The organism is Enterobacter genomosp. S (genome assembly GCF_001631805.1).
Lineage (GTDB): Bacteria > Pseudomonadota > Gammaproteobacteria > Enterobacterales > Enterobacteriaceae > Enterobacter > Enterobacter quasihormaechei.
In genome coordinates, this window is record NZ_LVVA01000019.1 from 197,503 (window position 1) to 222,140 (window position 24,638).

A 24,638-nucleotide genomic window follows, 5' to 3' on the forward strand; every position below is an offset into this window, starting at 1 on the left:
TATGAGGCGAGACATATTATATCAATCCATTGCAGGTTGATTTTCAATTAGAAATTCTTAAATGGGTTTTAATTAAAAATTTATTAGTTTTTAGAATGAGAGGGTATGTTTGATGCACTATTTAGCCAGATTCTTTCAGGTGCAATCTCCTGGAGTGATATTTCTGTATTGTTATTGAGCACTATCCTTTTATAATAGTTAAATATTAATTTTAAACGGGAATTGTACTTTTGGAGGATGTAAGCGTGATTTTCAATATGCCATGTTAAATTACAAATTGAAATAAGATTAGAGTGGATATAAATCCCTCCTCCATAAGAGGAGGGATTTAATCATATTTCTTCTACTCTTACCCGCAGTGCCGCCAGCGATTTGCGTGCCGCCTTCAGAACCTGCTCACACTGCTCAATGGTCAGCGTCAGCGGTGGCTCAATGCGGATGGTCTTCGAGTTGTTGAGCGTGCCGGCCACCAGCACCCGCTGGCGGAACATTTCGCTCGCGAAGCTGTAGCCGATTTCGTTATCAACGAACTCAATTGCCATCAGCATGCCTTTCCCGCGCGCCTCCTGCACCAGGTCAGGGTATTCCCGGCCCAGCTGGCGGAAGCCGTCCAGCAGCATGTCGCCTTTCTGCTCCGCCTGCGCCGGCAGGTTTTGCTCCAGCAGCACGTTGATGGTCGCCAGCGCCGCCGCACAGGCCAGCGGGTTACCGCCGAAGGTGGTGGTGTGCAGGAACGGGTTGTCGAACAGCACTGAGAACACCTCCTCGGTAGCAACCGTCGCGCCAATCGGCATCACGCCGCCGCCGAGCGCTTTTGCCAGGCAGAGAATGTCCGGCTGGACGTTCTCGTGCTCGCAGGCGAACATCCTGCCGGTGCGCCCCATCCCGGTCTGCACTTCGTCGAGGATCAGCAGCGCGCCAAACTCATCGCACAGCTGACGCATGGCGGGCAGATAACCCTGCGGCGGCAAAATCACGCCGCCTTCACCCTGAATCGGCTCCAGGATCACCGCCGCCACGTCGTCACCGGTTTTACGGCATTCGCTCAGCACAGTACGCATGGCGCTAATGTCGCCGAACGGCACGTGGCGGAAGCCCGGCAGCAGCGGCATAAACGGCTTGCGGAAGGTGGATTTGGCGGTCGCAGACAACGCACCCAGGGATTTACCGTGGAACGCGCCGCTGGTGGCAATGAAGGTGAATTTCCCGCGCGGCGACTGGTACGCTTTGGCGAGCTTGATTGCCGCTTCGACCGATTCCGTACCGCTGTTGCTAAAGAAGCTGTACTTCAGCTTGCCGGGCGTTAAGGCTGCCAGCGTTTTCGCGAGCATGGCGCGAAGCGGGTCGAGCAGCTCCTGGCTATGGAGAGGTTGTTTCGCAAGTTGATTCTGTACGGCGGAAACCACAGCTGGATTACGGTGCCCCACGTTGAAGATACCAAAGCCACCCAGGCAATCAATAAACTCCTGTCCCTGGGTGTCGACAAGCGTATTCAGACTGCCCGCTTGCCACTCTACGGCTCCGTAATCCCCGCCGGCGGTAACAGATTTGCGATACTCCAGAAAACCAGGATTGACGTGCTCTTTAAAGTAATCAATGACCTCTCGGTTAAGTTGTTTCATCTCCTCATGATCGAGCGTTCGCTTTTCAATGAGATTCAGTGCGTGCGCGGTACAGGCAAGAGCCGAGGCGCTGGAAGGTAACCTGTTCAAAATATGCTCCCGGGGATCGCGTATCACATGATACTGAGGTAAGTATTGCAGGGATTGCGCCACCTCAGAGGGCTTAACGAAAATCGGGATAAACGCCAGGTTAAATTAAAGTTGCGCAATATTTAATCATGCCATTGCGCGCCGCATGGAATAAGGGATAACGGGCCGGTGATGAGGTTTCAGCAATTGCACTGCTCCAGGGCAGGGAATGCGACTTAAGGGGGCGTTACAGGATCATGCTTTGTAGGTAGTTTCATTTCGAAAGTATTTTAAATCAATCAATTAGAAAATCGTACGAAAAGTGCGGTTTAACCCGAATTTGCGATCTCAATCATATTTAACAACTAAAGATAAATTTTTTATCGCCGAAAAAACATAAGCCACAAAATTAACATTCAAATAACCTGCAAGGGATGCTCACTATGTCCTCTCCTGACTATGTCACCCAGAATGAATATCCACTGGACGATGACACCACGCTTATGTCGACCACCGACCTCCAGAGCTACATGACCCACACTAACGACACGTTTGTGCAGGTGAGCGGCTTTACGCTCCAGGAGCTGCTTGGGCAACCGCACAATATCGTGCGCCATCCGGATATGCCGAAAGCGGCTTTTGCCGACATGTGGTACACGCTGCAAAAAGGCGAGCCCTGGAGCGGGATTGTCAAAAACCGACGTAAAAATGGCGATCACTATTGGGTACGCGCGAATGCGGTACCGATGGTGCGTAATGGCCAGAAGATGGGCTATATGTCGATTCGTACTCGCGCCACGGAGGAGGAGATAGCCGCGGTGGAGCCGCTTTACAAGGCGCTCAACGAAGGACGCTGCAAAAAAAGCATTCATAAAGGGCTGGTGGTGCGCAAAGGCTGGCTCGGTAGATTACCGGCGATGCCGCTGCGCTGGCGCGTGCGTGGCGTAATGGCGGTACTTTTTGCAGTGATGGCCGCAACGCAGGTTGCCAGTGCTGCGGGCTGGACGTCGCTTGCAGCGGCGGCTGCGGTGATGCTGCTTGGCACCCTGGTGTTTGAACAGCAAATCGTCCGCCCGGTTGAAAACGTGGCGCGCCAGGCGCTGAAGGTCGCCACCGGAGAGCGTAACAGCGTTCAGCATCTCAACCGCAGCGACGAGCTGGGCCTGACGCTGCGGGCCGTCGGACAGCTGGGGCTGATGTGCCGCTGGCTGATCAACGATGTGTCCAGCCAGGTCGTGAGCGTGCGTGACGGTAGCGACAGGCTGGCGCAGGGCAATGAAGATCTCAACGACCGCACGCGCCAGACCGTGGCGAACGTGCAGCAGACCGTGGCCACGATGAACCAGATGGCGGCGTCGGTGCAGAGCAACTCTGAGACCGCAGCCGAAGTCGACAAGCTGTCGATGGCCGCCAGCAGCGCGGCCACGCAGGGAGGCACCGTGATGCAGACCGTGGTGAAAACCATGGATGACATTGCCGACAGTACCCAGCGCATTGGCTCAATTACGTCTCTTATCAACGATATCGCCTTCCAGACCAATATTCTGGCGCTGAACGCTGCGGTTGAGGCGGCCCGCGCGGGCGAGCAGGGGAAAGGCTTTGCGGTGGTGGCCGGCGAAGTGCGTCATCTTGCCAGCCGCAGCGCGAATGCGGCGAACGATATTCGCAAGCTGATCGACGCCAGCGCCAGCAAAGTGCAGTCCGGCGCCAGTCAGGTACACGCCGCGGGTCGTACGATGGATGATATTGTCGAGCAGGTGAAAAATGTCACGCAGCTTATCGCGCAGATCAGCCATTCCACCGCCGAGCAGGCCACGGGATTGACCGAGCTGACGCGTGCCGTGGCGGAGCTGGACAGCATTACGCAGAAAAATGCGGACCTGGTCGAAGAGAGCGCACAGATTTCCGCGATGGTTAAGCACCGGGCCGGACGCCTTGAAGATGCGGTTACCGTGCTGCATTAAGAAATTCCTGCTTCGAAAAAGCCGTTTATTCCCCTGGGGGTAAACGGCTTTTTTGTTTTTCAGTATAAGTTATGTTGTTAATGAAATATTAAGTAACTAAAAAAACCTGCCGATTTTTAATTCTTGCGCCCCGACTTCATTACGAGTGAAAAAGAAAAAAACGATCAAAGTCATAAAGTTAGCAAGTTTTCTTCCGATAACAGCGATCGTCTGAGAAATAATCACATCGATGGGGTAAATATGTTCATACATGACGTAAAGATCGGCACGAAATTATTTCTGGCGTTTGGATTATTTATTGTCCTGATGGTCGTCAGCGCAAGTTTGTCTCTGATGAGCCTGAATCGGGCAAACAATGGAATGCAAACCATCCTTACCAGCGACTATCCAACCACGGTTAAAGCGAACCAGCTAATCGACAACTTCCAGGAATTTATAAGCACACAACAGCTTATGCTGCTGGACGAACAGGGGACGTACACGACGCAGTCAGAGCAGCGCCTGAAGGCGATCAGCGAGCGCATCACCGCAATCCTGAGCGAGCTGGACAACGCTCTCGAGGATAAGAAATCTCAACAGGCGCTGGCGGATATCCGCGGCGTACGTCAGCAATATCTCGACTCGCGCTATCGCATTTTGCAGGCCGTGCAGAATAACGACCGTGCGGCTGCGATAAACGAGATGATGACCAACACCCTGAACCTGCAACAGTCCTACAAAGCGAGAGTGCAGGCGCTAATTGCGATCCAGGACCGGGAAATGCAGATCGCGGGCGTGCAGGTGGAAGGCGATTTCCGCACCAATCGTCTCCTGCTGATCGTGATTACGCTGTTCAGCGTCGCGGCAGCCAGCCTGATTGGCTGGCTCATTGTGCGATCCATTACCCGACCGCTGAACGACGCGGTGAATTTTGCACAAGCCATTGCCGATGGCGATCTGACGCGCAGCATTACCTCGCACGGTAAAGATGAAACCGGACTGCTTCTTACCGCACTGATGGAGATGAAAACGCGCCTGCTGGAGATTGTGCAGCAGGTGCAGACCGGGTCGGAAAACATCTCCAGCGCCGCCGCGCAGATTGTCGCCGGCAATCAGGATCTGGCCGCGCGCACGGAGGAGCAGGCCAGTTCTGTTGAACAGACGGCGGCGTCGATGGAGCAGATCACCGCCACGGTGAAGAATACCGCCTCGCACACCGGGGAAGCGACCAACCTGTCTGCCGATGCGGCTGCGGTGGTGAAAAACAACGGGGAGATGATGAAGCAAGTTACCAGCAAAATGCGCCTGATTAACGAAACATCGAACCGGATGTCCGACATTATCGACCTGATCGATGCCATTGCCTTCCAGACGAACATTCTGGCCCTGAATGCGGCGGTCGAAGCGGCCCGGGCGGGTGAGCATGGCCGTGGTTTTGCGGTGGTGGCGGGCGAAGTGCGCCAGCTCGCGCAGAAGAGTGCGACATCCGCAAGTGAGATCCGCCAGCTGATCGAAAGTTCGACGAGCCAGACGCAGGACGGCATGAACCTTGTGGAGAAAGCCAGCGGGCTTATCAACGGGATGGTCGGTAACGTGGAGGAGATGGACGTTATCCTGCGTGAAATCCGCCAGGCCAGCCACGAGCAGACGGAAGGCATCTCGCAGATCAACAGCGCGATTGGCCTGATAGACGCCACCACCCAGCAGAACTCCGCGCTGGTGGAGGAGTCTGTTGCGGCGGCGGCATCCCTGAACGAACAGGCGATGCACCTGAAAGAGCTGGTGCGGGTGTTCCGCGTGAGCGACGGCGTGCTGGCTTAATCCAGCTGGGAGATCTCCAGCGCCGCGCGGTCAATCACGCCGATAATTTGTTTGAGCTGCGCGCCGCTGAGATCTCCCTGGTTCACCTTCAGGTCCAGTACCGCTTTGAAGTTATCTAAAGCCCGCTTCATCTGCGGGTTCTTGCGCAGCTGGAACCCGACGGAACGCGCCTTGATACGCGTCTGGATCTGCTCCAGCTGTTCCCGGTTATCTTCCAGCCACTGCTCTCCGGCGGCGTTAATCGCTATCCGCTTACGGCCGTTTTCTTCTTCAGTAATCGCAATCAGCGCTTGATCCTGCAAATAATCCAGTGTCGGGTAAATCACCCCGGGGCTTGGCGTGTAATGACCCTGCGTCAGGTTCTCGATCTCCTTAATCAGCTCGTAACCGTGGCTCGCGCTGCGCGTCAGGATGTCCAGGATCACCAGCCGTAAATCGCCATGGCCAAAAAATCGTGGCCGGCGTCCGCCGCCGTCGTGTTCGTGTCGCATGTTTTTTCCTCAATTTTGATATATCTAAACTATATCTAAGATATATTCAGATGCAATCTAAAAAATCTTGATTTCTTAGTTAATAGCAATCATTATCATTAAAAAATCATTCCGATATATCGTATTCACCTGAGAAGGGCATCAACATGGCATCTACCCGTTACCCTCAACGTGTCCGCAACGACCTGCGTTTTCGCGAGCTGAATGTGCTCCGCGCCGGGCGCGTCAGCGCAGGATTTCAGCGCATTGTGTTAGGCGGCGAGGCGCTGGAGGGCTTTAACTCTCGCGGCTTTGACGACCATACCAAAGTCTTTTTCCCGGCACCGGGCACGACCTTCGTGCCGCCTGTCGTCACCGAGGAAGGCATCGACTGGGGCGACGGCGTGCGTCCGCAGGCGCGTGACTACACTCCGCTGTACAATGACGAAAAAAATGAGCTGGTGCTCGATTTCTTCGTTCATGATGGCGGCATTGCCAGCAACTGGGCGGTAGAGGCGAAGGTGGGTGACAAGCTGACCATCGGCGGTCCGCGCGGTTCGCTGGTGGTGCCGGAAGATTATGCCTGGCAGTTGTACGTGTGCGACGAGTCGGGCATGCCCGCGCTGCGCCGCCGTCTGGAAGGTATCGCAAAACTGCCGGTTCGCCCGGCGATCCACGCCATCGTCACCGTGGGCGATGCGTCGTATAAAGACTACCTGGCGCACCTGAGCGAGTTCAACATCACCTGGGTTATCGGCCACAGCGAGCAGGCGGTGGCGGAGCATCTGGCCGCGCTGACCGTGCCGGAAGAGGATTACTTTATCTGGCTGACCGGAGAGGGAAAGGTGGTGAAAAGCCTGAGCCGTCAGTTTGAAACCGATGCGATTGACCCGCAGCTGGTGCGTGCCAGCGCGTACTGGCACGCAAAATAGTCAGGCGGCGGGATCCAGCTGCGCTTCGCTCACCTGATGTTCGAGCGAGGCGCATACCTCTTTCAGCGCTTTCTCCTGCTGGGCAAAGTAGGCTTCCATATTGCTGAGCGACGAGACGAGCAGCCAGGATTCTTCCTTCTCCAGCTCTGCCAGTTCGCTTACCAGGGCGTCGATTTGCTCACGCACCTGCGCCATTTTTTTACGAATACGTTCCAGGTCGTTCAGCCTGTCGCTCGCCATTATCGGTTCGAACCCGTGTTGCAGACGGGCGACCAGCGAGCGTATGGCCTTCACGTCGCCGCGCTGTTTGGCCTGATTGAGTTGCACCATCATCCGGTTGGCTTCTTCTTTTAAGTCATCGGCAACCAGATCCGGGTGGCATAGCTTGCTCGCCTGACGCCAGAGCCGCTTCAGTTCGTTCCGATCCTCTTCAGAGAGGGCCTTGCCTTTACGCAGGCGCGCTTCGGCATCATGATGCTGTTCGCGATACTTCCTGTACTCTTCGTTGGCCTCATCGCGCGCCTGACGCGCCGGCTCTTCTTCACGCGTTAGTCCGGTCTCCAGCTCCTGCGCTTCGGCCAGCAGGGTGGCAATCAGATGACTTTGCTGCTGAAGTTGCTTGCGCGCCTCTGCCGCCTGAACGGAATCCGCAGGCAGTTCTTGCCAGCGCTGGGTGAGCGTGGACAGTACCTCCACCGCCTGCGCCATATAGCGCTGACAGCGGCGGTAATCCTCCTCGCGACGACGCGCCTCCGCCTGCTGACGACGCAGGTTCAACTCCGCCAGCGTTTTACGCAGGGCGAGGATCTGCTGCATCAGCGGCCCGAGGCGCGAAAAATAGAGATCGTTGAACTCATCAAGCTGCTGCACCCGGGCGTTACGGCGGTCAATCAGGTCACGCAGGCGCTCCTCCAGGGCTTTCAGCTCCAGCTTGCTGGCCGCCAGCTGCGGATCGCGCCACGGGGCAACGGCACGCTGGCTTTGCAGCCAGGCGGTGATAGCACGGATGGCAGCGGTGTAGTTTTGCTGCTCAAGCGCCGCGACGATGGACAGGAGATCATCGTCAAAGGCTTCATCTTTGAGGCGTTTCAGCTGGCTCTGGATGATGTCGTCATCTTCCAGCTCAATGGCATTTTTAATGATTTCTAGCCGTTTGATCGGTGTGCTCATGATGCCTTTCGCTCTGGCGCTTAAGTATTTGAGTTAAGGGTGGTTGTGGTCAACGCTACAGGAAATAATACACACGGATGATGATCGGCGCGATGGGGGATTTCTTTAGTTTTTAGGGGTTGTGAGGGAATGAGGGAGTATTGGACGTTCCCATCGCAATACTTCCAGGTGATCCGCTCATAGCGGAGCTGTATTCCCTCATTATGATTGTGTATCTGTAACGCTGGCTCTTTACAGTTATGCATGACGGGGTTAATGCTGACTACCCGGACGTTTTCAAGCAGCATATTGAAATATTCAACCTCCTGGCCCGCATCGTTGATCTTATACCACTTGATCTCTGCGCTTTTCAGCGTTTGGCCGGTGGCTACCGCTTTGTAGAGATACGGGCTGGAGCTATCAAACTCCTTTTCAATTACGAGCGGCGCATGTAAGCGCGTGCCGGTGATCTTGCCGGTGTTGTTATCGGTCGGAACTAACAAGCCGTGACTAAAAGAGAGGATCTCTATACTACCTTCTCTATTTTGAACATCCACAGATCCGTTAATCGGGTTGCCGCCATCATCCTTAAGCCATAGATAAGCAGGAATAGCCATTTTTAAAACTCCATTTCCGTTGAGGGTAAACCCTCATTAACGGCTTAAAACGGATCGCAGGTGATACAAATTGTGTTATAGGTCAGTGTTATTTAATTTCGTTACTTATTGATATTAAAAATAAAATTAATAAATTGATCCTAAGCAGTACGCGTTAATGTTATTGCTCTTATGTTGCCCTTTTTGCCTGGCAGAAAGGAATAACGATGGCATGTATACCGATTTATCCACCCCGCGGGCTGGAGATATTGCGCGAACACATAAGGCTCGCGCGGGCGCGTCACGAAGTCCAGGATATGGCCGCCCCGCTTACGTATACATGGTTTTATGAGCGAGTAAGGAATGGCGGGCCGTGGGATTACAAACAACAAAAACGGGCTTATGCTGACTTCGGGAATTTCCATTACGGCGCTGTGGGTTATGCAGCGTGCATCCCTGCAAAGATTTTGCTTATTGCTGCCGGCGCGGCGCAGTGGAAAGCCGGCACATCAAGACCCGAGTGGGGTGATTTCACGGGGGCTCCGCCGTTTGGTGATGATCCGATTGACCAATTTTGGATACAGCAAGGCATCGACTATGTTAAACAGCATCACTTTTAGGACGCTGCACTGGATCGCCACTATTCTTATGGCCCTGGCGGTCGCGGGGTACTGTTATTGCCAACATATACAGCGTTTAACTGTTAGTGATCGGCTATATGAAGTTCGCCAGCTCACGCCCCGGACCTGGTTATACATTACTGAGTATGACGGCTCGAACATGACCACGGGGGAAGTGTATCGTTATTTTTTAGCGAGCAAGATTGAGGGTGATCCGCTGGTGGCTCTCGAAAAACAACATATCGCGCCCACGCTTACAGCGAACACCCCCCTCGCGAAAGTTGACGGCATAGGCAACAATATCTCATTTACTGTTTACGGCACCGTGTACAGCTTTACAACGTCCGCATTTTTTTATGATGCTGAGGGAATAGCGACCGCGCCGTCAATCGACTTAACGGCCCGCGGCGAGAGCTGGGATAAGGGGAAATTTAGTCGATAGATAAATATTTATTTAGAATCCCTTGCGGTCGGGTCAATGACCCGATGAGCCGCGTGGAAGTTTTCACGGCGTAATCTCGGAAAGGCTTTCGGCATTACGTCTGGTATCAGCTGCCGGGCGGTGCGGTATATGTTGGCGGCGCGGAAAAAGCCCTGTTTGCTGATCGCCCGATTGAGATCCCGCATGAATTTAATCAGGGGGCAGCCGGGGAAACTCAATAACGCTTCCCCTGGTACAGAGTCTGCGCCCCGGCGTGGAGCTGAACGAGGAAAGGGTGACAAAAGTCCATCTGCATAATGACACGATGGCTGTCACCTGGACACCCTGCAACTGTGCGACGGGTAAGCCACTGCAAAAAACGCCCGTTCAGCGCCAGATTGAAAGCCATTATCCGGAGCTGGCATCCGGGATACATTTGCTAACGTTTGACCGGGTGATGAATCCCGTTGAGGCAGTGAAAAGCGCCAATTTCTCCGATCCGTTCCGTCCCCGCTATGTGGTTGACGGCGTTGCGGGAAACCAGAACTGAAAAGATTGAAAAGAATTTCAGTGTTTTTCACTTTTATGGATCTGCGGAGGATCTAGTAAGATTTGTAACTATAAAATAATGAATGATATTTTAGATTTTATGTGAAAAAAGAAGATCAATATATAGGAGGCGAGAAGTTCATGGAAAATCCGCGCGGTGAGTGCTGGCGCGGGTTTGGGGGCAGGAAGTCACTTTTAAAAAACTGAAATGTGTAGCAGTGCCTGCTTCATGCTGCTTGTAATTTGTTAGATATGACATGCAAAGTCTTTTCGCTATAGACGGTGGTGTTGCTGGGAATGTCTTTGTTCACAAATGACATAGCGCCGATTACAACGTTGTCACCGATGCGAATCTTATCTGCGATGATGCAAGAACCCGCACCAATACTGACGTTGTTGCCAATTACGATGGATATTGGTCCTTTATTAACATTCGCGCCGGTAATGCCAATCGTGATGTTTTGTCTTATCCGTAGAGAATGACCTATTACAGCCGAACCATTTATTACAATCCCGTGATGATGAGTAATCACCATGCCGGGTCCGATGTGCGCCCCCAACTGAATCTCAGTTCCATATTTGAAAATGAGGTTTCTGTTTAATTTAGCGGCTCGTTTTTTCAGGAACTTGTTGCCCGAGCGATGCCAGTGCGACGCGATGCGCCACCAGAAGTGAAAGCGGCGATCCGGGCATTTGATAGCTTTATGCAGCACACTGAACCACGAAAATGTCTTAGAACTCATCATTACTTCCTGACGTAAGCATTCACGTAAATGAGTTGATCTGGCTTGTTTATCCATTACTTAGCTTTCCCTTTCATTTGTCGCGGGAATTTAAAGTCAAAAGCCTACGGAAAGCAACTTTTTGGCGTAGTAGTTATGTGGAGAGGGCTTGTCATAATCTTGAGGGGAGGGAGCACTCTTACTTTTGTGCGACACTTTTGCCTCACCCATGCCTTAAGTAACAAAAAAGCCACTCGCGGGAGTGGCTTAACTGGATGATTCTAAAGCTAAAATTTGGTGGCCCCTGCTGGACTTGAACCAGCGACCAAGCGATTATGAGTCGCCTGCTCTAACCACTGAGCTAAGGGGCCGTGGCGGTGAATTATAAAGTAACTCCCCTCAGCAATCCAGCCATTCACACCTGCCTGCTGTTTTTATAAACAATGCATAATCAATCCTTTATACTTATCTTAAGATGCATAAACAGGAGTAGAAATGATCAACGATATTCTGGCCCCTGGCCTGCGGGTGGTGTTCTGCGGTATCAATCCGGGCAAGTCATCGGCGCACACCGGTTTTCACTTTGCTCATCCGGGAAATCGCTTCTGGAAGGTGATCCATCAGGCCGGTTTTACCGAAAAACAGCTGAAGCCGGAAGAAGAGCAGCAGCTGCTGGATACGCGCTGCGGTATCACCATGCTGGTCGAGCGACCCACGGTGCAGGCAAGCGAAGTGAATCTGCATGAGCTGCGCACTGGCGGGCGGGAACTGGTGAAGAAGATTGAAGACTATCAGCCCGCAGCGTTGGCGATCCTCGGTAAGCAGGCCTACGAGCAGGCGTTCAGCCAGCGCGGTGCTCAGTGGGGTAAGCAGAACATTACTATTGGCGTAACGCAGGTGTGGGTGCTGCCGAATCCGAGCGGGCTGAACAGGGCGACGCTGGATAAGCTTGTGGAGGCATACCGGGAACTTGATGAGGCGCTGATGGTGCGGGGGCTTTAGCTACTCTGCGGCCTGAGGCCCTCACTCACAGGCAGAGGGAATAAACAAAAAAAAAGCTCCCGATTGGGAGCTTTTTGCTGTTTATCTGGGTTAGTCGTCCAGGAAGCTACGCAGCACTTCAGAGCGGCTTGGGTGACGCAGCTTACGCAGCGCCTTCGCTTCGATCTGACGGATACGTTCGCGGGTAACGTCGAACTGTTTACCCACTTCTTCCAGCGTATGGTCGGTGTTCATATCGATACCGAAACGCATACGCAGCACTTTGGCTTCACGGGCGGTCAGGCCAGCCAGAACGTCGTGCGTGGCGGCACGCAGGCTCTCGGTGGTGGCCGAGTCCAGCGGCAGCTCGAGGGTGGTATCCTCGATGAAATCACCCAGATGCGAATCTTCATCGTCACCGATTGGTGTTTCCATGGAGATTGGCTCTTTAGCGATTTTCAGCACTTTACGGATCTTATCTTCCGGCATCAGCATGCGTTCAGCCAGCTCTTCCGGCGTCGGCTCGCGGCCCATCTCCTGCAACATCTGGCGGGAAATACGGTTGAGCTTGTTGATGGTCTCAATCATATGCACCGGAATACGGATGGTGCGCGCCTGGTCTGCGATAGAGCGGGTGATCGCCTGACGGATCCACCAGGTAGCATAGGTGGAAAACTTGTAACCACGACGGTATTCAAACTTGTCTACCGCTTTCATCAGACCGATGTTGCCTTCCTGAATCAGATCCAGGAATTGCAGACCACGGTTGGTGTATTTCTTGGCGATAGAGATAACCAGACGTAAGTTCGCTTCAACCATCTCTTTCTTCGCACGGCGGGCTTTCGCTTCACCGATGGACATACGACGGTTGATGTCTTTCACCTGCTCGATGGTCAGGCCGGTCTCTTCTTCAATCTGATGCAGCTTTTGCAGGCCGCGCTGGACGTCTTCTTTCACGTCGTGCAGCTTTTCAGACCACGGCTTGTTCATCGCGATAGCGGCGTTGAACCAGGTTTCGCTGGTTTCATTGCCGGTGAAGAGGGTAATGAAGTTCTTCTTCGGCATTTTGCACTGTTCAACGCACAGCTTCATGATGATGCGTTCCTGGGTACGTACGCGATCCATCATCACGCGCATGCTGTTTACCAGGTAGTCGAACTGTTTTGGCACCAGGCGGAACTGTTTGAACACTTCAGACAGTTTCAGGATCTCTTCCTGAGCGGCGGCATGGCTGCGGCCTTTCGCTTTGATGGTGTCACGCGTCACTTCGTACTGGGTACGCAGCTCGGCAAACTTCTCGCGCGCCAGTTCCGGGTCGATGCTGTTGTCGTCGTCGCTGCTGTCGTCGTCTTCTTCTTCATCTTCGTCTTCGTCGTCATCCATCTCTTCCTGAGACAGCTCAGAACCGACGTGAGTGGCGGTTGGCGCCATATCTTCTTCAGCGTTCGGGTCGACAAAGCCAGTGATCAGATCGGACAGACGCGCTTCTTCCGCTTCAACGCGATCGTACTGCTCCAGCAGATAGGTAATCGCTTCCGGGTATTCGGCAACAGAGCACTGAACCTGGTTGATCCCGTCTTCGATGCGTTTTGCGATGTCAATTTCGCCTTCGCGGGTCAACAGTTCAACGGTACCCATTTCGCGCATGTACATGCGGACCGGGTCAGTGGTACGCCCGATTTCAGATTCCACGCTGGACAGGACCTGTGCAGCAGCTTCTTCCGCATCTTCGTCAGTGTTGTTGGAGGTTTCAGCCAGCAACAGATCATCGGCATCCGGTGCTTCTTCCATCACCTGAATGCCCATGTCATTGATCATTTGGATGATATCTTCGATCTGATCTGAATCGACGATATCTTCCGGCAGATGGTCATTGACCTCGGCATAGGTCAGATAGCCTTGCTCCTTACCGCGTTGGACAAGAAGTTTCAGCTGTGACTGCGGGTTTTGCTCCATAAGACGGTATCCACACTTAATTCGTTTGATTGGTGTCGGCGATGAGGCTGCCAACCTTTAAAGCGAGGGCGTACTTATATTTTTGCCGCTGCCTCTCAGTGCGGCTGCCGGGGGCTTCCCGATCGATATTCGGCACTTAAGCCGTTAAATTTTTTATTTCTTCGCCAGTTCCTGGTTAATCATCCAGAGCTCCCGGCGTTCTTCGCTGCTTAAGCCATGGGTGCGCTCGCGAGCTATCAACTCTTCCTGGCGCAGCTCAAGCATCGAATCAAACATATGGTTGAGTGAGTCGGTGAACGTTTTTTCTGCGATATCCTTATCTGCTATATCGTCCCACATCGACAGTTTTTCAAGGGTTGCGGCCTCTTTTGTGCCGCGATAATGCTCTAAAAGTTGTCCGGTGGTCAGACCTGGCTGAGACAAACAAGTGTTGACCAATTCTGAAAATAAGCCAAGTCCGGGCAATTTTTCGTGGTTCAAACCCGCCAGCGACGGCACTTGCGGAGCAAGTTCGGGGTTTTGCACCAGTAACCCTATCAGTATACGCATGGTTGTGCGTTTTAGCTGAGGCGCCGGACGTGCCGTACCGTTTTCAGCCTGCTTCGGCATTAAACGTTCAAGCTGGCTGTCGTCCAGTATGCCGAGCTTGTTGCCTAGCTCCTGTCGCAGATAGATGCGCAGCGTTTCGCCAGGCACCTGGCTGATTAACGGCAGCGCCAGCGTACTGAGTTGCGCACGCCCGTCCGGGGTACTCAAATCCACCTGCGGCATCAGGCTGTTAAACAGAAACGTGGAGAGCGGCTGTGCCTGCTCCATCCGTGCTTCAAATGCCGCTTTGCCCTCTTTACGCACCAGCGTATCCGGGTCTTCACCGTCGGGCAGGAACATAAAGCGCAACTGACGTCCGTCGGTCATGTACGGCAGCGCGGTTTCCAGCGCGCGCCAGGCCGCGTCGCGTCCTGCGCGGTCACCGTCGTAGCAGCAAATCACGTTGTTGGTGACGCGAAACAGCAGCTGGATATGGTCCGCCGTAGTGGACGTACCCAGTGACGCAACGGCATAGTTAATGTCGTACTGCGCCAGCGCAACGACGTCCATATAACCTTCGACGACCAGAAGCCGCGGAGGTTCCGCATTTTCCTGCTGCGCTTCATAAAGACCGTACAGCTGGCGGCCCTTATGGAAAATATCGGTTTCCGGGGAGTTGAGGTATTTCGGCAGGGCATCACCCAGCACGCGACCACCAAAACCGATCACCCGGCCACGCTTGTCGCGGATCGGGAACATCACCCGTTCACGGAAGCGGTCGTAGCTTCGTCCCTGGTCGTTGGTGACCAGCATGCCTGCGTCGATGAGGGATTTACGATCTTCGCTATTGCCGCCAAAACGCTTTAACACGTTGTCCCAGCCGGGCGGGGCGTAACCAATAGCGAAACGCGCAATCACATCGTCGCTCAGTCCACGCTTGTTAAGATACTGACGCGCAGGCTCAGCCGCAGAGTGCTTAAGAGACTGTTGATAAAACGAATTCAGGCCATCCATCAGTTGATACAGCGTTTGCCGCTGATGGCGCTCGATCTGACTTGGCCCACTGCCCGCTTCATACGGCACTTCAAGGTTATGCATCGCCGCCAGCTCTTCGACGGTTTCAACGAACTCGAGCTTGTCGTAGTTCATCAAAAAATCGACGGCATTACCGTGTGCGCCACAGCCGAAGCAATGGTAGAACTGCTTTTCACCGTTTACGGTGAAAGAGGGGGTTTTTTCGTTATGGAACGGACAGCACGCATGGTAGTTCTTGCCCTGCTTTTTTAGCTTCACCCGCGCGTCGATGAGATCGACGATGTCGGTTCTGGCAAGCAGGTCATTGATGAAAACGCGTGGGATTCTTCCGGCCATATGCCCCAAAAATTTAAGCGACTTATAAACGAAAACAAGCCGCGCATTCCTTCCGGAAGCACGGCCTTACGACTACAACTCTGTCTGTCAATTGAGGGCGTTGGCCCTCAACAGATTAGTACAGACGAGTACGGCGTGCGTTTTCGCGAGCCAGTTTCTTCGCGTGACGTTTCACAGCGGAAGCTTTAGCGCGCTTACGTTCGGTCGTTGGTTTTTCATAAAACTCACGACGACGAACTTCAGCCAGAACACCTGCTTTCTCGCATGAACGTTTGAAGCGACGCAGTGCTACGTCGAACGGCTCGTTTTCACGTACTTTAATTACCGGCATGTAACTCTCACCTTTAATAAATTCGGTTTGCCGCTGGCATCAACGCCAGCTTATTTCAAAATGGTGCGGAATTTTACTGCAAATGCTGCTGCTTTGTAAAGCACCGATGCGATTTTGAAAGGGACTTTAATAAGGGTGAGGAGTATACACGAGGCTTCTTCCTGGGGCGAACAAAGTTTTACAACAATCCGCCCAGGCTCTACACTGCGCGGTATTGAAACGAGGTAAAACAAGTCATGCGTGTACTGGGTATTGAAACATCCTGCGATGAAACCGGCATCGCCATTTACGACGACGAAAAAGGGCTTCTGGCCAACCAGCTGTATAGTCAGGTGAAATTGCACGCTGACTACGGCGGCGTCGTGCCTGAACTGGCCTCTCGTGACCACGTGCGTAAGACGGTTCCCCTGATTCAGGCGGCGCTAAAAGAGGCCGGGTTGAGTGCAAAAGATATTGATGCCGTGGCCTATACCGCAGGGCCGGGCCTGGTCGGTGCGCTGCTGGTCGGCGCAACGGTAGGGCGTTCGCTGGCCTTCGCGTGGGACGTTCCCGCCATTCCGGTTCACCACATGGAAGGGCATCTTCTGGCGCCGATGCTGGAAGACAATCCGCCCGAATTCCCGTTTGTGGCGCTGCTGGTTTCCGGTGGACATACCCAGCTGATTAGCGTAACGGGTATTGGCAAGTACGAGCTACTGGGCGAGTCGATCGACGACGCCGCCGGCGAAGCGTTCGATAAAACCGCCAAGCTGCTGGGCCTGGATTACCCGGGCGGCCCGATGCTCTCTAAAATGGCGTCGCAGGGAACGGAAGGGCGCTTTGTTTTCCCGCGTCCGATGACCGATCGTCCGGGGCTGGATTTCAGCTTCTCCGGGCTGAAAACCTTCGCGGCGAACACCATCCGCAATAACGACGACAGCGAGCAGACCCGCGCCGACATTGCCCGCGCGTTTGAAGACGCGGTGGTGGATACGCTGATGATCAAGTGCAAGCGTGCGCTGGATCAGACCGGGTTTAAGCGCCTGGTGATGGCGGGCGGCGTCAGCGCCAACCGTACGCTGCGTGCGAAACTCGCCGAAATGATGCAAAAGCGTCGCGGGGAAGTGTTCTACGCGCGTCCGGAATTCTGTACCGATAACGGGGCGATGATCGCCTACGCCGGTATGGTGCGCCTGAACGCCGGCGCCACGGCTGACCTGAGCGTGTCCGTGCGTCCGCGCTGGCCGCTGGCGGAACTGCCGGAGGCGTAACCCCCTCACCCTAACCCTCTCCCCACAGGGGAGAGGGTAATTTACGACTACACCCGCAGCATCCCTTTCTCTTCCAGAAACGCAATAATCGTCCCCAGACCGTCGCCCGCCTTCAGGTTGGTAAACGTCCACGGGCGCTCGCCGCGCATGCGGTTGGTGTCGCGCTCCATTACCTCCAGCGACGCCCCCACGTAGGGCGCAAGATCGGTTTTGTTGATCACCAGGAAATCGGATTTGGTGATCCCCGGTCCGCCCTTGCGCGGAATTTTTTCCCCTTCGGCCACGTCGATCACGTAGATGGTCAGATCCGCCAGCTCCGGGCTGAAGGTCGCGCTCAGGTTGTCGCCGCCGCTTTCGACGAAGATCAGGTCCAGATTGCCGAACTTCTCGCTGAGGGCTTCTACCGCCGCGAGATTCATTGAGGCATCTTCGCGGATGGCGGTATGCGGGCAGCCGCCCGTCTCCACGCCCACTATTCGCTCCGGCTCAAGTGCGCCCGCCTCGGTGAGGATGCGCTGATCCTCTTTGGTGTAGATATCATTGGTCACCACCGCCAGATGGTACGTGTCGCGCATCGCCTTGCAGAGCGCTTCCAGCAGGGCGGTTTTGCCCGAGCCTACCGGGCCGCCCACGCCAACGCGCAGGGGATGTTTGTAATCAGCCATGTTGACTCCTCAGGAACGAAATAGTCGTGAATATTGGGTTTCGTGGCGCGCAGAGGCGATGGCGGACAGCGGCGTAGCGGCCCCCAGCGCGTCGTCGCTGCGTAAAAAAGCCTGTTCAAACCCGTCGGCAAAATGGTCGCTCAGGTCGATAATCAGCTGCTGTGCGGCCTGCTGCCCGAACGGCACCAGCTTGACGCCCGCCATCACCGCGCTCTCAATCCAGCTGTAGCCGAGGCTCAGCGCCAGCTCGCGCGCGCCAATTCCCCAGCGCACGCCGAGCCACGCCATGCCGCCGAGCTGGCTCTGCATCAACAGCGGCAGCCATTCTGCCGGGCAGGCGGGTTCCCAGCTTTTAACCAGGCGCGTAAAGGCCGCGCCGCGGTTGCGTTCTTCCTCGCGCAGTTCGCGCGTTTCCCGACAGGCGAGGAGGTATGCCGTCCAGCGTTTTGCTGCCGCGATGTCCTGCTGCTCGCAGGCACGGTACAGGCGGATGAACAGCGGCAGGTCGACGCAGAAAAAGCTCTGCTCCATCTGCTGGATCTGCCAGCGTCTGAACGCGTCGGCGCTGGTGATCCACCCGGCCTCGACGGCCCACTCCAGCCCCTGCGACCAGGTAAACGACCCGACCGGCAGGCTACTGCTGGAGAGCTGCATCAGGCGCAGCCGCTGGCGGGCGTGCTCCATTAGCTCATCAACGCCAGCAGGGCGGAGACAATCAGCCCCCCGCCGAAGGTTTTACGCAGACCGTCGTGGCGGCGCAGCAGCAGCCCCACCGCAAAGCTGGCGCCCAACACCGTCGCGCTGGCCAGCATAAAACCGCTGGTGAACAGCCAGAAGCTGTGGCCAGACATCTCCACGCCGTGCGCCCAGCCGTGGAACATCGCCAGGGCAGGCACCGCCAGCAGCAGGCGGTTTTCAGTTTTAAACATCATCACGCCGCAGACAGCCAGCGAGGCGATAATCAGCATCTCCATGCCGCTAAAGCCGCCGAGCAGGCTGCCCGCAACGGCGCCAACAAGCATCATGCCGAGGGTCGCTAAAGGCAGCAGCAGCCTGCGACCGCTCAGGGCAGACAGTACGCCAGCCCCGGTCAGCATCAGCAGGTGATCGAGCCCGGTAAGCGGATGGAGAAAGCCGGCCTGGAAGCTGTCGGTACCGTGTCCCGGATGGGCAAGCGCCGGAACGGAAAAGGCCAGCAATAACAAGGGTAAATACTTACGCATGATGAATCCTTAATGTGAATGAGCGTGAGAGTGGCTATGGCTGTGGGCATCGCTGGCGTAAGCGCCCGCTTCCGGTTCAAACGGCAGGCTGGAGAAGGTCACCTCCAGCCCAAACTGACGCAGCATGTCGTCAAGAACGTGGTCGTGGTGGTAGCGCAGCTCGCCGGGCATAATTTGCAGCGGCACGTGACGGTTGCCCAGGTGGTAACAGGCGCGGGCGAGCAGAAACGGATCGGTGCAGCGCACCACGGAAACCGACTCCGGGGCGGCGATCACTTCGATCACCTCGCTGCCGTCGTCGGTGGTCAGCAGATCGCCGCCGCGCAGCAGCAAACCGCGCGGCAGCATCAGCCCGGCTTCGCGACCGTCGTTCAGCGCCACGCGGGCGCGGCTTTTCACCCGCACGTCAATCGGCAGCGTGACGCTGGCGGTGATCGGGTGCGCGTGGTCCAGGCGTTGGGTTAGGTAAATCATCTTCACTCCTCAGAACAGGAAATAGCGTTGCGCCATCGGCAAAACCTCTGCCGGTTCGCTGGTAATCAGTTCGCCGTCGACGCGTACCTCGTAGGTTTGCGCGTCAACGGTGATATTGGGCTGTAAATCGTTGTGGATCATGTCGGCCTTTTTCACCGTCCGGCAGCCTTTCACCACCGCGGTGGCGCTTTGCAGGTTGAGCTGCTGCGGCACGCCACTGGCATGAGCAGCCTGCGAGACAAACGTCAGCCGCGTAGCGTGGCGTGCGGCGCCCAGGGTGCCAAACATCGGGCGGTAATGCACCGGCTGTGGCGTGGGAATCGAGGCGTTGATATCGCCCATCGGCGCGCAGGCGATCATCCCGCCTTTGACGATGGTGGCCGGTTTTACGCCAAAGAAGGCGGGAGACCAGACCACCAGATCCGCCAGCTTGCCCGCCTCAATCGATCCCACTTCATGGGCGATGCCGTGGGTCAGCGCCGGGTTGATGGTGTATTTGGCGACATAGCGCTTCACCCGGAAGTTGTCGTTATCGCCGGTCTCTTCCGGCAGCGCGCCGCGCTGAACCTTCATGCGGTGCGCCACCTGCCAGGTGCGGATAATCACTTCCCCCACGCGGCCCATGGCCTGCGAATCTGACGAGGTGAGCGAGAACGCGCCGATATCGTGCAGCACGTCTTCGGCGGCGATGGTCTCCCGGCGAATGCGGGATTCGGCAAAGGCCACGTCCTCGGCGATATCCGGGTCAAGGTGATGGCAAACCATCAGCATGTCGAGGTGCTCGTCGATGGTATTAACCGTGTAGGGCAGCGTTGGGTTGGTGGAAGAGGGCAGAATATTCGGGTGCGCGCAGGCGGTGATGATATCCGGCGCGTGACCGCCGCCCGCGCCTTCGGTGTGGAAGGTGTGGATGGTGCGTCCACCGATGGCCGCCAGCGTGTCTTCGACAAACCCGGACTCGTTCAGCGTGTCGCTGTGCAGCGCAACCTGAATATCCATCTCTTCGGCCACTTCCAGCGAGCAGTTAATCGCTGCGGGTGTCGCGCCCCAGTCCTCGTGGATCTTAAGCCCGATGGCACCGGCCGCGATCTGCTCGCGCAGGGCGTCCGGGTTTGATCCGTTCCCTTTGCCCAGCAGGCCAATATTCACCGGCAGCGTATCGGCGGCTTGCAACATGCGGGCGATATACCACGGCCCCGGCGTGCAGGTGGTGGCGTTGGTGCCCGCCGCCGGTCCGGTGCCGCCGCCGATCATGGTGGTGACGCCGGAAACCAGCGCCTCTTCCGCCTGCTGCGGGCAGATCCAGTGAATGTGGGTGTCGATCCCGCCTGCGGTGACGATCTTCCCTTCGGCGGCGATGACTTCCGTTGCGGCACCGATCGGGATCGTCACGCCGGGCTGAATATCCGGATTTCCGGCTTTGCCGACGGCGAAGATCCGTCCGTTCTTCACACCGATATCGGCCTTCACGATCCCCCAGTGATCGACGATCAGCGCGTTGGTGAGCACCAGATCCACGCAGTCGTCGGCGGTCATCTGCCCTTGTCCCATGCCGTCGCGGATCACTTTTCCGCCGCCGAATTTAACTTCTTCGCCGTAGATCGTGAGATCGTCTTCCACTTCGATCCACAGCTCGCTGTCCGCCAGCCGCACTTTATCCCCGGTAGTGGGGCCAAACATATCGGCATACGCCTGGCGCGAAATGTCAGCCATGTTTCACTTCTCCCATGACCTCGCCGCGAAAGCCAAAAATGCGCTGAGCGCCCGTCACCTGAACCAGCGTCACCTCTCGCTTCTGGCCTGGCTCGAAGCGCACGGCAGTGCCCGCCGGAATGTTCAGCCGGTAACCTTTGGTGGCTTCCCGGTCAAACTTCAGCGCCGGGTTGACCTCGTAAAAGTGATAGTGCGATCCCACCTGGATCGGCCTGTCGCCGTGGTTTTCCACAATCACGCTTTGGGTGTCTCGCCCAACGTTGAGGGCAATGCTGCCGGACTGGATCCGATATTCGCCTGGGATCATCACGCGCTCCTTACACGATCGGGTTGTGGACGGTGACGAGCTTGGATCCGTCCGGGAAGGTGGCTTCCACCTGAATATCCGGGATCATCTCCGGTACGCCCTCCATCACCTGATCGCGCGTCAGGACGTGGCGGCCCGCCTCCATCAGCGCGGCGACGGTTTCGCCGTCGCGTGCACCTTCCATAATGAAGGCGCTGATCAGCGCGACCGATTCCGGGTAATTAAGCTTTACCCCGCGCGCAAGGCGACGTTCGGCAACCAGCGCGGCGGTGAACAGCAACAGCTTGTCTTTTTCTCTGGGGGTCAGTTCCATAGCGTTTCTCTTATGTCTGCCAGATACGCGGCGAGCAGGCGGTTTTGGTGGTTAACAGCGGGCGAAGTGACTGCCAGATATCGCGCATCATCCGCTGGCAAATCAGGTTGTCGTGCGAGAGAAAACGCACCGACAGCAGGTCGTCGGTGAGCGTTGCCCCGGCAACGTCTTCTGACGGGGCGAGCCGCTCGCGCACCGTGTCGAGATGTGCTTCCCGGGCCGGATAGAACAACAGCGTGCCGACCCACGGATGGCCTGCGACGGGCGCGAGATCGCCTTCGCTGAGGTGCTGGCGTTCAATCAGGCGCGGCTCGCCATCCACCCACACCTCAACGCGGCTCTCCAGCGTGCCGTGGCTGAAGGTTTCGTTTATCACCGGTCGCCCAAGACAGTACAGCTCCCACGCCAGCAGTGTGCTGGTAGCGTGCAGGTGAAAGACGGAACGCAGCGCGGCGTGCGCACCGGGGAAAATTATGGTGTCCTGCGGCAGCCACTCCAGCGTGGCATCTTCGTCGAGATAAAAATGCTGATTGAGAGAGGCCTGCGGGCCGCTGCTGCGATAGAACTTACTGGCGCCGGGCATGGTGATAAGGGCATGGCTTTTGGCGTCGAGCCGCACAGAAATATCCAGCGTATCACCGCCCACAATCCCGCCTGGCGGGTGCAGCAGATAAAGGTGACAGGTTTCCCCTTCGGGATAAAACGGACGCTGAACGGTGAGCGGCCCGGTATGACGCGCGGAACGGAGGAGGGTTTTCTCAGGGGTATAACAAAACTGGAGGGCCAGCGAGGCCTGCCAGCCTTTGTATGAATTATCAGTGACCTGAGTTGCTAACATGGTGCTTCCATTTCCGCACTATCGGGATACGTTTCAGTATGCCCTGGCAGAAATGAAGGCTGTCATATGAGTCGCTTATGGATAAAAAAACCGGCTCATGCGAGCCGGTTTCAGACTATTGATAAAGTGCATTTTGTAAGTTTCGCCCGGCGGCGCTACGCTTGCATGGGCCTACAAGGGGATGCGCAATTTGTTGATATGGTGGTGTAATGTAGGCCGGGTAAGCGCAGCGCCACCCGGCAAGAAAGGCTAGCGATAATCCTCTGCATCCACATCATACCCCGACGGCTCCCAGCGGATCGCCAGCAGGGACGCCAGTCCGATAAACGGCGCCAGCGCAATCACCCAGAACACGGCGGTATCCAGCGAGGCGACCAGCAGCGGGAACAGAAACAGTGATAGCGTGGAACTGCTGCGCATCAGCGTCTGGTTTAAGCCGACGCCCACGCCGCGCAGGGAGGTTGGATAGCTCAGAGAGGCAAACGTCATGGTGTGTGCGCCGGGTCCAAAACCCTGGCCAAACAGAAACAGCGCCAGCATCGCGACGGCGACCACGCCTTCCGTTGCTCCGTCAGGGCGTCCAATCAGCCCCAGCCCGAGCAGCGCCACAAGCTGGCAGGCGTAACCCGCCAGTGACATTCGCCACGCGCCGAAGCGCGGAACATAGCGCACCGCCAGCAGCCCACCGACAAACGCGAAAAGCAGATTAAGCGCGAGGGAAATCAGAATGGTGGTCAGCATCGACTGCACGAAGAAGCTGGAGATGATTACCGGCAGACCAAAGGCCACGGCGTTATAGGCGAACGAGGAGACAACCGATAGCAGCGTGGCGAGCGTGGTACGCCGCAGATAGATGCCACGGAACAGGTTCAGGTAGTTCGACCATTTTGCCTTATTGACCACCGGCGCGGGCTGATCGAGCGCATCCTGCGGCACGTGGGCATTAATGTTGTACGACTGCCGTAAAATGGACGCCGCCTCTTTCAGGTTGCCCTGATTCGCCGCCCAGACCGGGGATTCGCTCATGTAGCGGCTGCGGATGGCGATAATCACCAGCGCGGGTACCGCGCCAAAGCCCAGTATCAGACGCCAGAGCCAGTCGCTGTGGCTTTCCGGCAGCACGGCGTAGAAAAAGAGAACCAGAAGGTAAGAGATGCTGATCGCCGCATACCAGGTAGGGCACCACATCGCGACGCTGGAGGCCTTATTCCCCGGCCCTTTCAGCCTGGCGAATTCACTGAGAAACGCCATCGCGACGGGAAGGTCGATCCCCACGCCAAGGCCCATCACAAAGCGCGCGCCCGCCAGCACATATTCATTCGGAGCCAGCGCGCAGGCGATAGCGGCGACGACAAAGAATACCATGTCGGCCATAAAGACGCGGTAGCGCCCGATTTTATCGGTGAGGTAACCGCCGAGCAACGCCCCGACAATGGCGCCAAAGGTAATCGCCGAGGCCACCATGCCGGTACCGGCGGGCGTCAGGTTAAATTCGCGGGTGATGTCTTTGATACCAAAGGCCAGTGCACCCAGATCGTAGGCATCGAGGAAAATTCCCCCGAGCGCGATACCGACCACAATGCGGGCATTTGCCCGGCCCTGTGAGCCGTCGTTAACGAGACGTGAAACGTCCGAGGCGCTGCGTACCCACCTGATGTCGCCATCCGGGGTATTTCCTGCCGTTGGAAGGGGAGTTGTGTCTGTGATTTCTGCCATTTTCTTTTTGTGTAGTGGTGTTGTGTATCTAACAGTTACCACAGGCAGAAGGTGACAA

The 24,638-nt window shown here is 56.1% G+C and carries 23 protein-coding genes, 1 tRNA gene and 2 pseudogenes; 8 read left to right on the plus strand and 18 right to left on the minus strand.

Annotated elements, in window-relative coordinates; translation table 11 throughout:
• Positions 1-332: 332 nt before the first annotated feature.
• A complete protein-coding gene (ygjG, locus tag A3466_RS14450) occupies positions 333-1,712 on the minus strand; it encodes a putrescine aminotransferase (protein WP_063451114.1) in 1,380 nt (459 codons plus the stop codon).
• A gap of 422 nt (positions 1,713-2,134) precedes the next feature.
• Between ygjG and A3466_RS14455 the strand changes: the two genes are divergently transcribed.
• Together A3466_RS14455 and A3466_RS14460 are read left to right on the plus strand one after the other, a co-directional pair.
• Positions 2,135-3,655 (plus strand): methyl-accepting chemotaxis protein, encoded by a 1,521-nt coding sequence (locus tag A3466_RS14455; protein WP_063451115.1) that lies wholly within the window; start codon positions 2,135-2,137, stop codon positions 3,653-3,655.
• Positions 3,656-3,895: 240 nt separating this feature from the next.
• A complete protein-coding gene (locus tag A3466_RS14460; RefSeq protein WP_063451116.1) occupies positions 3,896-5,455 on the plus strand; it encodes a methyl-accepting chemotaxis protein in 1,560 nt (519 codons plus the stop codon).
• On the opposite strand, the gene A3466_RS14465 is transcribed toward A3466_RS14460, so the two are convergent.
• Positions 5,452-5,946 (minus strand): PadR family transcriptional regulator, encoded by a 495-nt coding sequence (locus A3466_RS14465; RefSeq protein WP_063451117.1) that lies wholly within the window; start codon positions 5,944-5,946, stop codon positions 5,452-5,454. The genes A3466_RS14460 and A3466_RS14465 overlap by 4 nt on opposite strands.
• Positions 5,947-6,092: 146 nt before the next feature.
• Here A3466_RS14465 and A3466_RS14470 point away from each other — a divergent pair, with 146 nt between their 5' ends.
• Complete coding sequence (locus A3466_RS14470; RefSeq protein ID WP_063451118.1) at positions 6,093-6,857, plus strand: siderophore-interacting protein; 765 nt, start codon at positions 6,093-6,095, stop codon at positions 6,855-6,857.
• Here the strand turns inward: A3466_RS14470 and A3466_RS14475 are convergent, their stop codons facing one another.
• Positions 6,858-8,027, minus strand: coding sequence for a hypothetical protein (locus tag A3466_RS14475; protein WP_063451119.1), 1,170 nt, complete (start codon positions 8,025-8,027; stop codon positions 6,858-6,860). It abuts the gene before it with no gap.
• 134 nt (positions 8,028-8,161) lie between these two features.
• A pseudogene (locus tag A3466_RS14480) lies at positions 8,162-8,623 on the minus strand (Hcp family type VI secretion system effector); the annotation flags it as partial.
• A gap of 206 nt (positions 8,624-8,829) precedes the next feature.
• On the opposite strand from A3466_RS14480, the gene A3466_RS14485 reads away from it, so the two are divergent.
• The 3 genes and pseudogenes from A3466_RS14485 to A3466_RS22465 form a co-directional block, all read left to right on the plus strand.
• On the plus strand, positions 8,830-9,222 hold the full coding sequence (locus A3466_RS14485) for a polymorphic toxin type 44 domain-containing protein (protein WP_063451120.1): 393 nt from the start codon (positions 8,830-8,832) through the stop codon (positions 9,220-9,222).
• A complete protein-coding gene (locus tag A3466_RS14490) occupies positions 9,200-9,664 on the plus strand; it encodes a hypothetical protein (protein WP_063451121.1) in 465 nt (154 codons plus the stop codon). The genes A3466_RS14485 and A3466_RS14490 overlap by 23 nt, the downstream gene beginning before the upstream one ends.
• Positions 9,665-9,759: 95 nt before the next feature.
• Positions 9,760-10,169: pseudogene (locus A3466_RS22465) on the plus strand (hypothetical protein); the annotation flags it as partial.
• Positions 10,170-10,419: 250 nt separating this feature from the next.
• Here A3466_RS22465 and A3466_RS14500 read toward each other — a convergent pair.
• The gene (locus A3466_RS14500) at positions 10,420-10,992 is read right to left on the minus strand and encodes a serine acetyltransferase (RefSeq protein ID WP_063451123.1); all 573 of its coding nucleotides are present in this window, start codon (positions 10,990-10,992) and stop codon (positions 10,420-10,422) included.
• A 217-nt stretch (positions 10,993-11,209) separates the two neighbouring features.
• A tRNA-Ile gene (locus tag A3466_RS14505) sits at positions 11,210-11,285 on the minus strand.
• A 124-nt stretch (positions 11,286-11,409) separates the two neighbouring features.
• Between A3466_RS14505 and mug the strand changes: the two genes are divergently transcribed.
• Positions 11,410-11,916 carry a G/U mismatch-specific DNA glycosylase gene (mug, locus tag A3466_RS14510; RefSeq protein WP_063451124.1) on the plus strand — a complete coding sequence of 169 codons (507 nt, stop codon included), beginning with the start codon at positions 11,410-11,412 and terminating at the stop codon, positions 11,914-11,916.
• 90 nt (positions 11,917-12,006) lie between these two features.
• On the opposite strand, the gene rpoD is transcribed toward mug, so the two are convergent.
• From rpoD to rpsU, 3 genes are all read right to left on the minus strand, one after another.
• The gene (gene rpoD / locus A3466_RS14515; RefSeq protein WP_006812010.1) at positions 12,007-13,851 is read right to left on the minus strand and encodes an RNA polymerase sigma factor RpoD; all 1,845 of its coding nucleotides are present in this window, start codon (positions 13,849-13,851) and stop codon (positions 12,007-12,009) included.
• A gap of 153 nt (positions 13,852-14,004) precedes the next feature.
• A complete protein-coding gene (dnaG, locus tag A3466_RS14520; RefSeq protein WP_063451125.1) occupies positions 14,005-15,750 on the minus strand; it encodes a DNA primase in 1,746 nt (581 codons plus the stop codon).
• A 115-nt stretch (positions 15,751-15,865) separates the two neighbouring features.
• On the minus strand, positions 15,866-16,081 hold the full coding sequence (gene rpsU, locus A3466_RS14525) for a 30S ribosomal protein S21 (RefSeq protein WP_001144069.1): 216 nt from the start codon (positions 16,079-16,081) through the stop codon (positions 15,866-15,868).
• 236 nt (positions 16,082-16,317) lie between these two features.
• Here rpsU and tsaD point away from each other — a divergent pair, with 236 nt between their 5' ends.
• Positions 16,318-17,331: a tRNA (adenosine(37)-N6)-threonylcarbamoyltransferase complex transferase subunit TsaD gene (gene tsaD, locus A3466_RS14530; RefSeq protein WP_063451126.1), complete on the plus strand. Its 1,014-nt coding sequence runs from the start codon at positions 16,318-16,320 to the stop codon at positions 17,329-17,331.
• Positions 17,332-17,378: 47 nt separating this feature from the next.
• On the opposite strand, the gene ureG is transcribed toward tsaD, so the two are convergent.
• The 9 genes from ureG to A3466_RS14575 form a co-directional block, all read right to left on the minus strand.
• A complete protein-coding gene (ureG, locus tag A3466_RS14535) occupies positions 17,379-17,996 on the minus strand; it encodes an urease accessory protein UreG (RefSeq protein WP_022651876.1) in 618 nt (205 codons plus the stop codon).
• Between the two features lie 9 nt (positions 17,997-18,005).
• Positions 18,006-18,680, minus strand: a complete 675-nt coding sequence (locus tag A3466_RS14540) for an urease accessory protein UreF (protein ID WP_063451127.1) — start codon at positions 18,678-18,680, stop codon at positions 18,006-18,008.
• Positions 18,680-19,219: a HupE/UreJ family protein gene (locus tag A3466_RS14545; protein WP_063451128.1), complete on the minus strand. Its 540-nt coding sequence runs from the start codon at positions 19,217-19,219 to the stop codon at positions 18,680-18,682. The genes A3466_RS14540 and A3466_RS14545 overlap by 1 nt, the downstream gene beginning before the upstream one ends.
• A 9-nt stretch (positions 19,220-19,228) precedes the next feature.
• Positions 19,229-19,693 (minus strand): urease accessory protein UreE, encoded by a 465-nt coding sequence (gene ureE / locus A3466_RS14550; RefSeq protein ID WP_063451129.1) that lies wholly within the window; start codon positions 19,691-19,693, stop codon positions 19,229-19,231.
• Between the two features lie 9 nt (positions 19,694-19,702).
• Positions 19,703-21,406, minus strand: a complete 1,704-nt coding sequence (gene ureC / locus A3466_RS14555) for an urease subunit alpha (RefSeq protein ID WP_063451130.1) — start codon at positions 21,404-21,406, stop codon at positions 19,703-19,705.
• Positions 21,399-21,713 carry an urease subunit beta gene (locus tag A3466_RS14560; protein ID WP_063451131.1) on the minus strand — a complete coding sequence of 105 codons (315 nt, stop codon included), beginning with the start codon at positions 21,711-21,713 and terminating at the stop codon, positions 21,399-21,401. The genes ureC and A3466_RS14560 overlap by 8 nt, the downstream gene beginning before the upstream one ends.
• 10 nt (positions 21,714-21,723) lie before the next feature.
• A complete protein-coding gene (locus A3466_RS14565; protein ID WP_041908071.1) occupies positions 21,724-22,026 on the minus strand; it encodes an urease subunit gamma in 303 nt (100 codons plus the stop codon).
• Positions 22,027-22,036: 10 nt separating this feature from the next.
• Positions 22,037-22,864, minus strand: coding sequence for an urease accessory protein UreD (locus A3466_RS14570; protein WP_063451132.1), 828 nt, complete (start codon positions 22,862-22,864; stop codon positions 22,037-22,039).
• 249 nt (positions 22,865-23,113) lie between these two features.
• Entirely contained in the window at positions 23,114-24,580 is a 1,467-nt protein-coding gene (locus A3466_RS14575; protein ID WP_063451133.1) for an MFS transporter, read from the minus strand.
• Between the last annotated feature and the right edge of the window lie 58 nt (positions 24,581-24,638).

Bases quoted from the DNA above. Each gene is read 5' to 3' on its own strand.
- dnaG (WP_063451125.1), bottom strand. From the start codon at position 15,750: ATGGCCGGAAGAATCCCACGCGTTTTCATCAATGACCTGCTTGCCAGA.
- A3466_RS14500 (WP_063451123.1), bottom strand. From the start codon at position 10,992: ATGGATAAACAAGCCAGATCAACTCATTTACGTGAATGCTTACGTCAG.
- A3466_RS14560 (WP_063451131.1), bottom strand. From the start codon at position 21,713: ATGATCCCAGGCGAATATCGGATCCAGTCCGGCAGCATTGCCCTCAAC.
- rpoD (WP_006812010.1), bottom strand. From the start codon at position 13,851: ATGGAGCAAAACCCGCAGTCACAGCTGAAACTTCTTGTCCAACGCGGT.
- rpsU (WP_001144069.1), bottom strand. From the start codon at position 16,081: ATGCCGGTAATTAAAGTACGTGAAAACGAGCCGTTCGACGTAGCACTG.
- mug (WP_063451124.1), top strand. From the start codon at position 11,410: ATGATCAACGATATTCTGGCCCCTGGCCTGCGGGTGGTGTTCTGCGGT.
- A3466_RS14475 (WP_063451119.1), bottom strand. From the start codon at position 8,027: ATGAGCACACCGATCAAACGGCTAGAAATCATTAAAAATGCCATTGAG.
- ureC (WP_063451130.1), bottom strand. From the start codon at position 21,406: ATGGCTGACATTTCGCGCCAGGCGTATGCCGATATGTTTGGCCCCACT.
- A3466_RS14470 (WP_063451118.1), top strand. From the start codon at position 6,093: ATGGCATCTACCCGTTACCCTCAACGTGTCCGCAACGACCTGCGTTTT.
- A3466_RS14565 (WP_041908071.1), bottom strand. From the start codon at position 22,026: ATGGAACTGACCCCCAGAGAAAAAGACAAGCTGTTGCTGTTCACCGCC.
- ureG (WP_022651876.1), bottom strand. From the start codon at position 17,996: ATGGCTGATTACAAACATCCCCTGCGCGTTGGCGTGGGCGGCCCGGTA.
- A3466_RS14540 (WP_063451127.1), bottom strand. From the start codon at position 18,680: ATGGAGCACGCCCGCCAGCGGCTGCGCCTGATGCAGCTCTCCAGCAGT.
- A3466_RS14490 (WP_063451121.1), top strand. From the start codon at position 9,200: ATGTTAAACAGCATCACTTTTAGGACGCTGCACTGGATCGCCACTATT.
- A3466_RS14465 (WP_063451117.1), bottom strand. From the start codon at position 5,946: ATGCGACACGAACACGACGGCGGCGGACGCCGGCCACGATTTTTTGGC.
- A3466_RS14545 (WP_063451128.1), bottom strand. From the start codon at position 19,219: ATGCGTAAGTATTTACCCTTGTTATTGCTGGCCTTTTCCGTTCCGGCG.
- tsaD (WP_063451126.1), top strand. From the start codon at position 16,318: ATGCGTGTACTGGGTATTGAAACATCCTGCGATGAAACCGGCATCGCC.
- A3466_RS14575 (WP_063451133.1), bottom strand. From the start codon at position 24,580: ATGGCAGAAATCACAGACACAACTCCCCTTCCAACGGCAGGAAATACC.
- A3466_RS14460 (WP_063451116.1), top strand. From the start codon at position 3,896: ATGTTCATACATGACGTAAAGATCGGCACGAAATTATTTCTGGCGTTT.
- A3466_RS14570 (WP_063451132.1), bottom strand. From the start codon at position 22,864: ATGTTAGCAACTCAGGTCACTGATAATTCATACAAAGGCTGGCAGGCC.
- A3466_RS14455 (WP_063451115.1), top strand. From the start codon at position 2,135: ATGTCCTCTCCTGACTATGTCACCCAGAATGAATATCCACTGGACGAT.
- A3466_RS14485 (WP_063451120.1), top strand. From the start codon at position 8,830: ATGGCATGTATACCGATTTATCCACCCCGCGGGCTGGAGATATTGCGC.
- ureE (WP_063451129.1), bottom strand. From the start codon at position 19,693: ATGATTTACCTAACCCAACGCCTGGACCACGCGCACCCGATCACCGCC.